The 14,942-nt window shown below is 36.9% G+C and carries 10 protein-coding genes; 3 read left to right on the top strand and 7 right to left on the bottom strand.

All coding sequences use genetic code 11. The features are described from left to right. Positions 1 to 47 precede the first annotated feature (47 nt). The 4 genes from SFA27_RS06550 to ahcY form a co-directional block, all read right to left on the bottom strand. Positions 48 to 1,862: a BspA family leucine-rich repeat surface protein gene (locus tag SFA27_RS06550; protein ID WP_407297139.1), complete on the bottom strand. Its 1,815-nt coding sequence runs from the start codon at positions 1,860 to 1,862 to the stop codon at positions 48 to 50. 139 nt (positions 1,863 to 2,001) lie between these two features. Then, entirely contained in the window at positions 2,002 to 2,394 is a 393-nt protein-coding gene (gene yiaA, locus SFA27_RS06555; RefSeq protein WP_034699887.1) for an inner membrane protein YiaA, read from the bottom strand. A gap of 284 nt (positions 2,395 to 2,678) precedes the next feature. Then, positions 2,679 to 3,488, bottom strand: a complete 810-nt coding sequence (locus SFA27_RS06560) for a hypothetical protein (protein WP_047378463.1) — start codon at positions 3,486 to 3,488, stop codon at positions 2,679 to 2,681. Positions 3,489 to 3,591: 103 nt separating this feature from the next. Further along, positions 3,592 to 4,905: an adenosylhomocysteinase gene (ahcY, locus tag SFA27_RS06565; protein ID WP_047378461.1), complete on the bottom strand. Its 1,314-nt coding sequence runs from the start codon at positions 4,903 to 4,905 to the stop codon at positions 3,592 to 3,594. A gap of 166 nt (positions 4,906 to 5,071) precedes the next feature. Between ahcY and SFA27_RS06570 the strand changes: the two genes are divergently transcribed. Both SFA27_RS06570 and SFA27_RS06575 read left to right on the top strand, forming a co-directional pair. After that, the gene (locus SFA27_RS06570) at positions 5,072 to 5,590 is read left to right on the top strand and encodes a pyridoxamine 5'-phosphate oxidase family protein (protein WP_407297142.1); all 519 of its coding nucleotides are present in this window, start codon (positions 5,072 to 5,074) and stop codon (positions 5,588 to 5,590) included. A 179-nt stretch (positions 5,591 to 5,769) separates the two neighbouring features. Then, positions 5,770 to 6,384, top strand: a complete 615-nt coding sequence (locus tag SFA27_RS06575) for a 4'-phosphopantetheinyl transferase family protein (protein ID WP_047378459.1) — start codon at positions 5,770 to 5,772, stop codon at positions 6,382 to 6,384. Here SFA27_RS06575 and SFA27_RS06580 read toward each other — a convergent pair. Beyond that, the gene (locus tag SFA27_RS06580) at positions 6,365 to 8,629 is read right to left on the bottom strand and encodes an FUSC family membrane protein (RefSeq protein WP_047378458.1); all 2,265 of its coding nucleotides are present in this window, start codon (positions 8,627 to 8,629) and stop codon (positions 6,365 to 6,367) included. The two genes, SFA27_RS06575 and SFA27_RS06580, sit on opposite strands and share 20 nt — an antisense overlap. Before the next feature lie 176 nt (positions 8,630 to 8,805). On the opposite strand from SFA27_RS06580, the gene blaCHM reads away from it, so the two are divergent. Next, positions 8,806 to 9,564, top strand: coding sequence for a CHM family subclass B1 metallo-beta-lactamase (gene blaCHM / locus SFA27_RS06585; RefSeq protein ID WP_407297145.1), 759 nt, complete (start codon positions 8,806 to 8,808; stop codon positions 9,562 to 9,564). A 141-nt stretch (positions 9,565 to 9,705) separates the two neighbouring features. Here the strand turns inward: blaCHM and porV are convergent, their stop codons facing one another. Next, the gene (gene porV, locus SFA27_RS06590; RefSeq protein WP_047378455.1) at positions 9,706 to 10,869 is read right to left on the bottom strand and encodes a type IX secretion system outer membrane channel protein PorV; all 1,164 of its coding nucleotides are present in this window, start codon (positions 10,867 to 10,869) and stop codon (positions 9,706 to 9,708) included. A 59-nt stretch (positions 10,870 to 10,928) separates the two neighbouring features. Next, entirely contained in the window at positions 10,929 to 14,831 is a 3,903-nt protein-coding gene (gene porU, locus SFA27_RS06595; protein ID WP_407297147.1) for a type IX secretion system sortase PorU, read from the bottom strand. Between the last annotated feature and the right edge of the window lie 111 nt (positions 14,832 to 14,942).

Genomic DNA, 14,942 nt, shown 5'->3' on the forward strand with positions numbered 1-14,942 from the left:
GGAATTTTTTTTAAAATCATGGTTATCGTTATTAGTTTTTTAAGGAATTATTTTTTGATGAATGGAAAGGAGTGAACCCTGTTTTTGGTAAAGATTTGCAGGATATAATTTCCCGGAGACAAAAGGCTGGCAGAAATTTTATCACTTTTCAGGCTTTCTTTAATAATCAGTCTTCCACTCATATCGGTAATGATGTAACTTTCCGGATTGGGAATATTTTTCAGATAAATCATATCCGTTGCCGGATTAGGATAAATTTGAGGTTCATTACTAAGGTTATGATCTGATACACCCAGTTGAAGTTCGCAGCTGCCTAAACTATCACCCATAAAAACCCATCCTTTTGTGTTGAGAAGTAGATTTCTTGAAGGAGTTGCGGTACCAGAATAGACTAGGGCGGAAACATCACCAAGATTAATATTATCAGGAGTATTACTGTTATTAGACCATCCCATAAGTGTATTGCTGTAATTTACACAGTCTAATCCTGAAGAAGTAAGCATCGAGAAAGCAGTTGTTAAGGAGTTTAGATTCCATTTTTCTAAACTATGATTGTATGAAGTAGTTTCCTTTAACATTAAATCCATATTTGAAACCGTGCTGACATCCCAGTTTTCCAGATTATGAGAGAATTCATAACAGCGGTGCAGCATGTGCTCCATATTAACCACTTTAGCAGTATTCCAATTGCTTATATTCTGATTGAAATACGGGTCGAAATGAAACATAAAAGACATATCTGTAACGCTTCCTGTCTTCCAGGAAGTCATAGGCTCGTTATAGCTCACAGCTTCTGCAAACATATATGACATATTGCCTACTTTGGTTGTATCCCAGCTATTAATATTTTGATTAAAGTTCGTGGCTCCAAGAAATGTTCTGGACATATCGGTTACTTTTGAAGTATCCCAGTTATTGAGTGGCTGGTTGAATTGTACAGCAAAAGAAAATACACCACTAAGAGAGGCTACATTTGAAATGTTCCAGGTATTAAGAGATTGATTGAACTCTCTTGCACTATTGAACATATCAGCCATAGTAGTGAGAGACTCAGTATTCCAGTCCTGTAACGGCTGGTTAAACTTTTCTGCATTCATAAACATATACTGCATATTGGTCACTTTAGAGACATCCCAGGTTTTCAGAGGCTGATTGAAAAGTTTTGTATAATGAAACATACGGAACATATTGGTAACATTGGACGTGTTCCAGTTATCAATTGGAGAATTGAATTTTGTCTGAGAAAACAGTTCAGACATATCCTGTACAGATGAGGTATCCCAGCTGTTTATTGAATGATTGGAAGTAAAATTCTTTGCAGACCTGAACATTCCGGATAGATCAGTAACGTTGGACAGATCCGGTACATCTGAAGCGGTGAGTGTTATATCAGGACAAAATGCAAAGGCATTGTTCATTGTACTCCATTGAATGTCTCCCCATTGGGCGATTTCAAGTAATTTGTCAACACTTCCAGTGTATTTCACTCCTGTAGAAGGAGCATATTCATTAGAAAGTATTCTGAAAGGACCATTTACATTACTTACTTTCACCCGGTAACTGGCCTGCATCGGATTAGGATGTAAGGATGTTCCGAAGTCTATTAAAACCTGTTTGGCAGAAGTAATATTAGTCATTGTTCCATGATGTGAGGGATAACCTACTTCTTCCCAGCTTATTGTAAAATTATTGCCAATAGCCGGAAACCAGACTTGATTGTTTACTGCAGGATAGGGGGCAGAAACAGAGATGGGAGTAGAACTTATAAAGCCAGGCTGCCAAACGGTGATGAATTCATTTTGTGCTTTTGAAAACTGGAATAATAGAATACATAAAGTAGAAAATAAGAGTTTTTTGTACATGTCATTAGTTTGTGAAATAAGCACTGCTAAAATAACAAAAAACTTAATATATTTTTAAATTAAATGTAAATTTTATAGTAATTTATAAATTTTAATGAAATTATTTAAATAAAAAACTCTCCGAAATGGAGAGTTTACTTTATTCCTGAAGCATATTGTCACGTGTGTTTTTCTGAACTGCGATGGCCCCGAAGAGAGCGAGCAGAAAGGCAAAGGCATAAAAACCTTTTTCACTCGGTAGAATAGTTGCATTCCAAAGTCCAATGGCCAGTAATACAATAGATGATAATGTGGCAAACCAGCAGATTCCGTAATAAATATCGGTTACCTGAATATTTTCCAATCTGTCACGTACTGCTTTTTGTAGAGAAACAACGGCAAATAAGCCATAAAGAAGAATCGTGAAATAATATCCTTTTTCATTCAGCAGCATTTCAGCTCTTGCAAGACCAACAATAAATCCGATCATTCCTGCTCCCAATGCTACCCATGATGCCGCGACGAATGCATTCGATACTCTTTGTTTTTTCATAGTTTAATGTTTTATTTAAGAGGGCTAAGATATTCTTTTTTTATAAATATAAGCCTGATAGAGGGTAAATATGGGAAAAACACGGTAAAATACATTCATTATTTTTTAAGTTTTGGCTGAAGCCGGTTGATTTTATTCTATAGTAAAAACGGACTCCCTTCGACTAAGCTCAGGATTATAGTCCGTTCCTGTTGAATATTGACAAGAATTATTAAACCAAGAATCCCATATGCACCCCGTGTTCACACCTCATAAAAAACTCCCCAAAATTGGAGAGCTTGTTATTATTGAGTGATATATTCGTAATTATACTGAACGGAAAGACTTCCATCTGCTTCTTTTCCGACAACCTGAACCGGTAATCCGGAAGTGTTGTATTGTATAGTGTAGCTTACAGTTTGGCTTTGCTGCCATACTCCGTTATTTTTAAAGCTTATTTTCTCTACTAGATAATTATTTTTACTTAAAGTATATGCTCTTCCCATCATAATTTTCAGATACTTATTGATGTTGGTATAAGGGTTGAGTTTATCGTCATAAGAAAAATCACTTTTATTACTATAAGTTATAGCTCCTCCAAACGTTGAAGTTTCAGATGAAATATTATTTCCATTATAGGTATAAGTATCAATACCTGGGCTTGAGCAATCCGGAGTCTGGCAAAGGGTAGAAGAGATTACCTGTCCGTTTGTATTATAATTAAAGGTAACCGTTCTGTTGTAATTTGAATTAGTGTAGATGGCTTTAACGTTTGCCAGTTGATCCCCATTATAAGTGTACGCAGAATAATAATCTACAGTACCATCTGGTTTATAGTAAATCGTTTTTACAGGTTTTCCGGCATTATCATATTCGAAAGTTGATGTTCTCCCTTCTGAAATAGTTTTGATTAATTGTCTCTGAGTGTTATAACTCAATGTTGAAACAGTTGTTTGAGGATTAGAAGGATCGTCATAATAAACAGTTGTAACTTTACTCAGTAATAGCTGAGGCTGCTCGGAAGGATTATTAGTTCCATCATTATCATCATTGCTGCTGCAGCTGTTAAAGAATACCACAGAGCTCATCAGTCCCAGAAATAAGATTTTTTTCATGTTATTAATTTAGCTGACAAAAATACAGAATGATCTATATCCCTGCATAAAAAAATCCCACTATCTTAGAAATAGTGGGATAATATCATATTTTATTTAAATCTTAGTATCTGTAGTATTCCGGCTTGAATGGCCCTTTTACATCTACACCAATATATTCAGCCTGCTCAGGAGAAAGAGTTTCAAGCTCTACGCTTAATTTCTTAAGGTGTAAAGCAGCTACTTTCTCATCTAAGTGCTTAGGAAGCATGTATACTTCGTTTCCATAAGCAGCAGAGTTGTTCCATAATTCGATCTGAGCCAAAGTCTGGTTAGAGAAAGAATTAGACATTACGAAACTTGGGTGGCCTGTAGCACATCCTAAGTTCACCAATCTACCTTCTGCAAGGATGATTACTTCTTTTCCTTCGATAGTATAGATATCAACCTGAGGCTTCACTTCAGATTTAGTCTGACCGTAGTTTTTGTTCAACCAAGCCATATCGATTTCGTTGTCGAAGTGCCCGATGTTACAAACGATAGCTTTATCTTTCATTTTAAGGAAATGTTCTCCTCTTACGATATTGAAGTTACCTGTTGTAGTGATGATGATATCAGCATTATCTACCACAGTGTCTAATCTTTTTACTTCATAACCGTCCATAGCAGCCTGAAGCGCACAGATTGGATCAATTTCCGTTACAGTAACGATAGAACCAGCTCCTCTGAATGAAGCAGCAGTACCTTTACCTACGTCTCCGTATCCGCAAACTACCACTCTTTTTCCGGCTAACATTACGTCTGTAGCTCTTCTTACTGCATCTACAGCAGATTCTTTACATCCGTATTTGTTGTCGAATTTAGATTTAGTTACTGAATCATTTACGTTGATTGCTGGCATTACTAAAGTTCCGTTCTTCATTCTTTCGTACAGTCTGTGTACTCCGGTAGTGGTTTCTTCAGAAAGACCTTTGATATCTTTTGTAAATTCTGGGTATTTATCAAAAACCATGTTTGTTAAATCTCCACCATCATCCAAAATCATATTTAATGGCTTTCTGTCTTCACCAAAGAATAAAGTCTGCTCAATACACCAGTCAAATTCTTCTTCATTTAAACCTTTCCATGCATACACCGGAATTCCTGCAGCAGCAATAGCAGCAGCAGCGTGGTCCTGTGTAGAGAAAATATTACAAGATGACCAGGTAACTTCAGCTCCTAAAGCTACCAATGTCTCGATAAGCACAGCCGTTTGGATCGTCATGTGAAGACATCCTGCGATTCTTGCTCCTTTAAGTGGTTGAGATGGTCCGTATTCTTCACGGATAGACATCAAACCAGGCATTTCTGCTTCTGCAAGGGTAATTTCTTTTCTACCCCATTCTGCAAGGGAGATATCCTTAACTTTATAAGGAACGTATTGTGTTGTAGTACTCATATGTAATGAATATTTTTAAATTCAATTGATAACGAAAGGCAAAATTACGATTAATAATTAAGATATAAAAACGGCAGATCAAGTTCAGTTTTATGAGATTAAACATGATTTAATATTATTTAGTCTTAATATAAATAATTAATTTTAGCTGATAAATAAATATATTATGAATCAAAACCATACAGAAAAGAAGGCCAGGCCGGTTGCTCCAAAAGTAAAAGAACTGATCAATGCTTCTAAAAGCATCATTCTGGCTACTGTAGATGCAGAAGGGAATCCCAATTCAAGCTATGCTCCTTTCGTACAAGTAGATCAGACATTTTATATTCTGGTGTCTTTCATGGCAAAACATACTAAAAACCTTGCTGACGGAAGAAAAACATCCATCATGTTTATTGAAGATGAATCAGCTGTCAAACAGATCTACGCTCGTGAACGCTTAACTTTTGAGGCAGTAACTTCTCAGATTGAAAGAGATTCTGAAATATGGAATACTGTAATTGCTCAACTTAAAGAGACTCACGGAAAAGTAGTGGATGTCATTTCTGAAATGGGGGATTTTATTTTAATAGCCTTACAGCCTGTAAAAGGATCTTATGTAAACGGATTCGGAAGCGCCTATTTTGTAGATGCAAATCTTGAAATTGTAGAGCATAGAAATGATGTGAATCATCAGTCTAAATAATTAAAGCTGGGAGCTGGAAGAAGGAAGCTGGAGGTTGTAAAGATTAAGGAAACAAAGAATTAGTTTTTTTGAACAATTTTTTTAATTTAATCTGTAGTTTATTTTATAACGAATAGTACTTCCACCTTCCTTCTTCCAGCTTCAAGCTTTTTTTAGTATTTTTGTCCAATAAAAAAAGAATGCCCCTTTACCGAGATTTTTCAGATGATAATGCCACCATCCTTGTTTGGAAGTATGATGAAAGTGAAGAGCTTGATATTCATCAACTTCTGGAGCCGGAAAATGCCGAGAAGGTAAAAGATTATCATCCTAAAAAATTACTGGAAGTTTTGATGGTGCGGAAGCTCCTGAAAGGATTAAAGCCGGATTCTAAGATTTTATATAAAGAAAGAGAGCCTTTTCTTTCTCCTAACGATGCGGAAATTTCCATTACACATTCTTTTCCCTTCGCTGCCATTGCCATTTCTAAAAATAAAATAGGGATTGACGTCGAAAAGTTTAATCCTAAGATTTTAAGGGTGATTGATAAATTTACCTATGAGAATGAGCGCGGTTTTATTCCTGAAGATAAAGCAGATACTTTTTATACGATTATATGGAGTGTGAAGGAAAGTATGTACAAGATTCACCACTCAAAATATTGGTCTTTGAAGAAAAATTATGAAGTAAAACCTTTCGAGCTGAAGCATCTCCATAAAATAAGCTGCCGTGTTTATGATGATCAGTTTTCAGATGAATTTAAGGCCAGGGTAGAGTTTTTCGACGACTACTGCTTTACGATTGTGGAAGAGTAGAATCTGCTTCGTTTTTATATTTTTCGATCACTTTTCTCTGTTCTTTTGCAACATCATAGATCAGCTCCAGGATATCGTGGATGTTTTTAAGCTCCGTTAAATGGGATACTTTATCAGGATCTCTTCTGTCTACAATGTCATTTTCCTCAATCTCAGTTTTTCTTTTCAGAAGCATATCTTCAATGGATGAATCTTCCGGCTCAAGACGGCTTTCCATTTTCAATGTTTCATTGATGTCATTCCCGTTGAGAAGGGTAGAGGTTTGCTGCATTTCTGCTTCAATCTTTCGGCTCCAGCTTTCAGCATCTATTTCAGGATATTGTTCATTACTCTTGGAATATTGAGAAAGAGAAGCTGTATATGCTGTGATCAGATGTGATGTAGCTACAAATTGGTGAACAACTTCCAGCTTTTTCTGCTGGTTTTTAGGATCCGAAATCATTCTCTGGAAATTGTCGGAAAGGTTGGCTAAAGAAATGATCGCATTTTTTCGCTTTACTTTATAATCTTCAAGGTCAAAATTTCCCTGTAAGAATTTGGAAATTACACTCTGGAAATAGATAAGGTTGTCTGCCGCGGATTTCTTCATCAGATCCAGGTTTTGGGTGTGTTCCCAAACCGGCAGTACAATATAAGATACAGCAAAAGCAATGATTCCGGCAATCGCTGTATCAAAGATTCTGTCTTTAAAAATAATATTGACTTTCCCTGGATTCAAAAAATTAAAACTCAGGAAAACATAGATCGTCATGAATAATACTGCCCAGAAATATCTTCCTTTCAAAAAACTGAAACACATGATCATACTGACCAGCAGAATAGCAAATAAAACGCCGTTAATATGAACAAAATGAAGAATGGCATAAGCAATACTGGCCCCTGCAATGGTTCCATAGAGACGGAGAAGATTTCTCTGTTTCGTAATGGAGTAGGCCGGTTTTAAAATGGCGGTAATGGTAATTAATATCCAATATGTATGTCCCAGTCCCAGAAAATCGAACATCGAGAAAATATACCCCAGCAGCAAAGCTGTTGTAATTCTTATCGCATGGCGGAAATGGGAAGATGATAAGGAAATGTTATTCCTTAGAACTTTAGCATTGAGTTTAGGCTCATTCGGCATGAATTTCCTAAGGTCTAATCCTGTGGATAAACTCTTTGCCAGTTTTATATTCTGAGAAAATACTTTATAGATTTCGTTGATTTCTTTCGTGATTTCATAGATACGCATCAGAATCTGGCGCAGGATCATGAAATTTTCCAGATTGTCAGAAGAAAGCTGCTTATTTCTGAGTTCGAAATAGTTATAATTAAGATTCTTTAATTCCAGTTCCAGATTCACCATAGGTTTTGCCCTTGTACCACTTTGCAGCGCGATTCCGATATTGGTAATCTCTTCTGCCAAAAGATTGAGATAATCATGGATATTAACCAGGATCATGCTGTCCTCAAAACTCTGTTGAAGCTTCTGATAATCACTTTCAGAGGTCATCAGCTTCTCATGAAGGTCCATTGAATTCAGAAACATCAGCATCAATAAACGGCTGGTTGTTGTAGATTCATTGACGATGGTTCTTGTTTTAAAAACCGTTTCTCTGGTGTCTTCCTGCAGGTTTTTTATCTCAATCTGCTTTGCAATAACCTGAGTGGTCAGTTTATTAAAATCCGGATTCTTCTGATAATAATTAGCTTTAATCTTTAAAAACTCGGCCAACTGAAGGTAGTTTTCCCCAATCATCTGGCTTGCCAGTTTATAAGGACGAATTGTGGTTACAATAAGGAAGATGAGAAGAAACCATATACAGCCACAAGCAAAAATCAGTAAACTTTTAAATATATTACTTCCCGTAAGGTGACCGTCAATAAAGATGGCGAGCACAACAAGCGATAATGAACCTACTGCCGCCAATCTCTGACCGTAAACTCCGATCAGGGAGAAAAACATCCCAAATACGATGACTTCCAGAAGCACCAGTACTTTGATATTCATCACAAGACTGGCAATAAGTGCAACAAAAACAAAACAGAATATTGCAAAAGTAAGGGCATTTCTTCTTCTGATGAAAGGGCCTGGCTGATCTGTAAGAGCTACAAAGCTGGTTCCGAGAGGAAAAAGAAAATATTCCTTCAGAATTCCGAAGTGGGCAAGGACTAAGCAAGGCAGAACAGTAGCTAATGTAATTCTGATAGCAGAATATACATACTGACTGGTTACAAATTTTTTTAATTCTGCCGAATAGTTCATACTACAAAAATAGTTATTGAATTTAAGAAAATTGCCATAAAAAAGAGACTTTTATAAACTTAAATATTATATTTTTTTTATGGCATGCCATTGTAGTGGTTTTAACATTTCAGCAGAACACTCATGTTCCACGAATTCTTATCTTAGCTTATCTCAATTCCTAAAACAGCAGGCTCATGAAAATCATCAGTAAAAATATCTTCTTCATTTTATTTTCTATTATCATTATAAGTTGCGGTTCGCAGAAGAAGGATAACTTTAATGCTAAGGAAATTTATAAATCCAGCAGTCTGGTTATTACCCAGATTTCACAAAATGCTTTTATCCATACTTCTTTTAAGCAGACGAATGATTTCGGAAATGTACCGTGTAATGGACTCATTGTAAAAGATAATAATGAAACCATTATTTTTGATACACCCACTAATGATAAAAGCTCAGAAGAATTGATACAATGGATCAATGAAAAACTTCATGCCAAAATCAATGCAGTGATTCCAACTCATTTTCATGATGATAGTTTAGGAGGATTGCTGGCGTTTCATAAAAAAAACATTCCTTCTTATTCATATGCTAAAACAATAGAACTAGCCAAAGAAAATCATTTCGTTGTTCCTGAAAACAGCTTTAATGATTCTGTTGTTTTGAAAATAGGAGATAAAGATGTTATTGCAAAATATTTTGGGGAAGGTCATACAAGAGATAATGCTGTTGGATATTTCCCAAGTGAAAATATTCTGTTTGGAGGTTGTTTGTTGAAAGAGCTTGAGGCAGGTAAGGGATATTTAGGAGATGCAAATGTCTCTGCGTGGTCAAATACCGTTGAAAAAATTAAAAAAGAATATCCTAACGTGAAGATTGTAGTTCCTGGACATGGAGATTATAGAGATAGGAGACTTCTTGATTATACTATTACATTATTTAAAGGTCAATAGTGAATTTTTGCTTTGCAAAGTGAATGGTGAATGATTGCAGCGTGTAAAAGAAATTGACAAGTGAAGCGGATTGACGATTCACAATTGCCACAAAAAAAGCCTCATAGAAAATGAGGCTTTTTTATATAGCTGAAGCTTTTTTTAACGATCGTTGTTGGATGTTTCTTCTCCGATATTCCAGGTAAGACCGAAACGAAGTGTGTTATCCAATGCACTGTTGATTTTTGACATGTTGATCAGGTAAGAAAGATCCAGCCCGAAAGAACGGTATCTTAAACCAACACCCGCTGTAGCAAACTGTCTTGCTCCCTGCTCTTCACTTTCATGGAAGTAACCTCCTCTTACAGAAAATGCATTATCATAAGAATATTCTAAAGCACCACTATACATGATACTGTTTTTGTTTTTGAAAGATTTTCCGATACCAGCCATTGGCCCTACATTCGGGATTTGATAAATAGGCTGTCTTGTATTGGGATCAATTCCTGCATACTCAGATCCGGGAACCAAAAGTTTTGAACCTTCTACAGAAATTCCAACTCGATTCATATCATCCAGGTACATGTCATACCCAACCCCTAATCTTGCCATTGTAGGAAGATAAGATCTTGATTCTTCATTTCCCGTATAATCCAGTTTTGGACCTACGTTCTGAATAGCTAAACCTGCATTCACTTTACCATCATATCCTCCGATACTGGAGAATCTTGGCGAGGTATAGTATGCTGAAACGTCTACTGCAAAACTGTTAGCCGCTTTAAGTGTAGTGTCTGTGTTGAATCCTCCGGCTAAGTCTGAACGGATAAATCTACCGGTAACAGCACCCGAGAATGAATCGGAAAGCTTCAAAGCATAAGCAACGTCAATAGAGAATTCGTTTGGTTTTGATGTACCCATTGATGCAATTTCTGTACCTACTAACTGAGTCAGGTCTACCTGTCCCATGTTGAAATAATAGATACTTGCAGAGATTGTAGATCTTTCTTCCTGCCCCAGAAACTTATGGAACGAAGCATATAATAAGAATACATCATTGGTAAGTTTTCCCATGTAAGGCGTATAGTTAAGACCTACGGAAGAACTTGTTCTGCTGAAAGGATATTTAGCCGCATTCCAGAATTGTGAAAATGCATCCGGAGAGGTTACCACCCCTTGGTCTCCCATACCTCCCGATCTCGCATCAGGCGCAATTCTTAGGAAAGGGGCTCCGGTAAGAACTGGGTTTACTTTACCTAAATCTTGCGAATAGCCTAAAAAACCAGCACTCAAACCAAATCCTAAAAGCAGTTTAGTAGTTAAATTCATATGTTGTCTTTTATATATTATCAGTTTTTTGTTAATATTATTGTCTATGTATTATTTAATTATTTCAAAAGTACCATTTTTTCTACAGCTGTAGCACTTCCTTTGCATTTTTCTTGATTTTGACTTTTTGCAAATATCTTAAAAATATACGTACCTTTTGCTACTGTTGACCCAAAATCATCTCTTCCGTCCCATTCTATTGCCTGGCGAGGGGTTCTAAAGCCCTGTAGGAACGGTTCTGCGACTACCGGTTGTGATAAAGTTCTTACCAATCTTCCGGTTATTGTATAAATTTGTACGTTCACATCCAGAATATCATCACAATTGTGTTCAAACTGAATATAGGTTTTATTTGTAAATGGATTTGGCCAGTTCAGCGGACGGTTGATCGTCAGGTGTTGGTCAGATTCATCCTTAACTTCAAAATTTAACGTAGCAGATGTAGAATTATTGTTTATATCCCAAACTTTAAATGTCAACTGGTGTTGCCCAATCGCTAAATTTCTGAAAGGATAGGTTACATTTCCTTTTTGGTAGTCGGCAAGACTTGGATTTAAACATCCATTTCCTTCTCCCGCAGAGTAAAAATCATTTAAAACAACAGTATTGATAATCTGCCCGTCCAGGTATGTTGTAATATCGTGACCTACCCCTGAACCTGTGGAATTGATTCCTGTGTCATCTGTAAGACAGGCAAGAAGCATTGGATTCTGGTTGGTAATTCCACCATCCGCAAAGTTGGTGTTATTCATATACAGCTTTACTTTTGGAGGCTGGCTGTCATTGATTCCATTAGGATTGATATCACCTACCTGTACTGCCTGGTTGTTGAAAACATCCGTTGCCTTGTTGTCTGCATAGGCTAAAATTCTTCCCTGGCCCACCGCATAGTTGATGTCTTTAGGAACATAGAATTCTGCAGTGAATACTCCGTTTACAGCGGTTCCGGCAGCTTTTACAATAGCACTTCCTTCCTCTGTATAGTCTAAAACCGGAGATAAAACACCGGTGTTATTTAATGTTTTCTTATTTAATCTCTTATCAAAAATATTGATGCTGACTCTCCCGTTGAAGGTATTGTTCAATGTTCCATTCGGATTATTGACGTGTCCTTTTATTTTCACAAAATCCAAACCTCTGATCAGTCCAGGAACCGGAGTTTCAATATTGTCAATGGTAAGAAGTCTTTGCGGTCTGCTTAATTTCATAGCAGGGTCACCCAGAAAGTTTACCTTTAAATGGTTATTGTTTGGCCCCTTCTGTTTTTTAGCCAGTAAATGTGCATTACCTAACGAATTGAAATCGTCACTGGTTAATTTAAAAATATTCTGAGTAAATGTATTGGTGAAATCACGCCCGTAATCTACCCCAATAGCACGGCTGGAAGTAATCATTGCTGAGGCACCTCCCTGTTTCATTTTGATAAACTGTTCTCCTACAGAATTGGTTGCAGGCTCATCCCATAATGTAAATTCACATGTAATGGTAGAAACAAACGGAAATCTGCTGTATACATTAGAGAAATTATTGGCATTCTGAACCTCAGTAGTTGTTAATACTCTTTCCTGTGCCCAGCCGTTAATTCCTCCGTGTCCGAAATAAAACAGATATAAACTGTTTCCGATAGCATTGGAAATAGCCTGGTTTACCTGTGGATATCTTCGTCCTCCGGATGTACTCTGAGCGGTGAAGGCATCCATATATAATTTTTTAACATTATATTCTTTAAGTTCCGTCTGTCCCGGTTGTTCAAATATGCCGGCCAGAGAACTGTTCATTACATTATGAAACGGACCTCCTCCCTCGTCATTATCATCCACTACAAAGTCAAGTCTCATACGCCAGTCTCCGAACGGAGTGGACTGCCCCTGAAGGGAGTTGTAATAAGCCAGGGTTTTATTGATCATATCTCCGGCCTCGCTTGCATTCGCAGCCGGAATTCTACCCACGGGCAGATCCGGTAAATTGTTTTCAATTAATGATGTGGTCTGTGGCTTGGTCATTACAATATAATCATCCGTTACGAATGAGGATACGTAATCTGAAGACTGCTCACTCTGGTAGCTGGCAACAACGTTTGTATTGTTGGGAACCCTGTTTTTATAATCAAATGAAGCATCCCCCAGAATAAATACATATTGAAGTCTGCCAAGAGGAGTATTGAGCTTGCTGACAAAATCTCTTACAGCCGTAAGATCTTTACTTCCGCTGCCAAATTCTTCATAGATTTTATTGACGTCTACAATTTCTACTTTATAATTATGAGCGGTCTGATGATAGTTGGCAAGTCTCTGTGCCTGGCCCATCATTTCAGGAACCGTCAGAATCAGGTAATCTATATTTTGTAAAGCAGAAAGATTCTGATTGGAAATTCTCCCTACAAACTGCGGGCTGAAAGCTGCATCAGCACGGAAAGCTACAAATTCATTATTGAAATTCTGATCGGCAGCAGTATAAGCAAAGTTGAAAGCGCCGGCTCCGGCTTTATTCACTCTTCGGCTGGCATTGGTAATATCCGTTACATCCCATACCTGCTCTATATTAGCAGCATTGGTAATGCTGAATCCATAGTCTGTATTACTTCCACTTACAATTGAATAGTCCCTGAAGTTCATCTGTGAGCCATTGAAAGCCAGATTTTCTTTGTACTGAACTTCCGCATAATCAAAATAGAAAGTTCCGTTAGGGTTTTTAGAAATATCAGGATTCAAAACCATTGTAATCTGATTTCCGGTAAGATTGGAAAGCGTTCCGGAATAGGTTACAGGGTAGAAGGTATACTGATAAGATGAAGTATCTGTTGGGATCGTTTGTAGTGGATGCGGATTTAAATTATTGATCTTAAAATCAATCGTATTCTGTTGCGAATTATATGCTACCACCTGAGTTCTGTATCGTATAACATCTCCAGCCTGTATTGGTGAGTTGGTAGAAAATGTCAATGTTTTTTCATTGCTGAAAGGAGTGTCTTCCACCCATGTTCTGCCCACTTTCAACAAGTTTTTCTGATCCTTGTTGATCACCTGGTAATTGTCATATCTCGTAATCAGCTGGGCAGGAAGGTTTCCGTCAACAGTCGGAACTCTTTTCCCTGAACCTTTGTCAAAGTTGATATAGTAATAAGAAAAATCTTCATATATATTTTTGACATTATTACTTCTTTCGCTGAATCGGGTATCTTTTCTTTTAAAGCCATTTCCATTGGCAGTGTCGTAAAGGTTATATCCATCAGGACCCTGAGCGTAGAAAAGAGCATAATCATTATCGTTCCATACCCCGTCATCTTCACCTACAACCTGAATGGCATTCTCCTGCAAAGCTCCATATCGTGCATCCTGATTATATTCAGGAAGCAATATTCCTCCGTTTCCATAAATTCTGAAGTTTTTAGGATTTACGGAGCTGGGATTGATGCCGTTATCCTTTAAAAACTGTGCTGTAATTTTGAATACACCGGACTTATCGACTTTTATTTTGTAAAAGTTGCCGCTTGATAATGGGTTGCCGGTCGTTCCTATTTTATTAACAGTCCCTGTTGTATTTACAAATGAAGAGGCTTCTGAAACATTAAACGAAGATAATCTCTGAACACGACCTTTTACATTTTTAAACAAAGCAACACTGATGCTGGCATAGCTGTCTCCATCTAAATTATAATAGGAAACATCTGCTACATCATAATCAGGAAGTCTTCCTTTATCCAACTCAAATAAATCCTGAGCAGGAACGCTTTCCCAGACAAGGTCTGAAATTTTCAGCTGCTTTTCTCCGATTTTTTGCTTGGTTACTATAAAAACATTATTTTGGCTGAAAGAAAAACCCTCATTTTTGAAATTAGGAAGATTTAATTTTGTGTCGCCAAAATCCTGAATTTTTGAACCATTCCATTCTATGGTGTTCCTTTGGGCGTAAAGTATTGATGCAAAAGCGATTAAAGATAGAAGCGTAATTTTTCGTCTCATGTTTACTATTGAAATTGCTAAATTACAAAATAAATGAAAATTTTAGAATTAAATTGCGATACAATAAAATTAAATTGTTAACGTTTTTCAAAAAAATCAAATGTTTACTTG

Source organism: Chryseobacterium sp. HR92, assembly GCF_045689405.1.
GTDB lineage: Bacteria > Bacteroidota > Bacteroidia > Flavobacteriales > Weeksellaceae > Chryseobacterium > Chryseobacterium viscerum_A.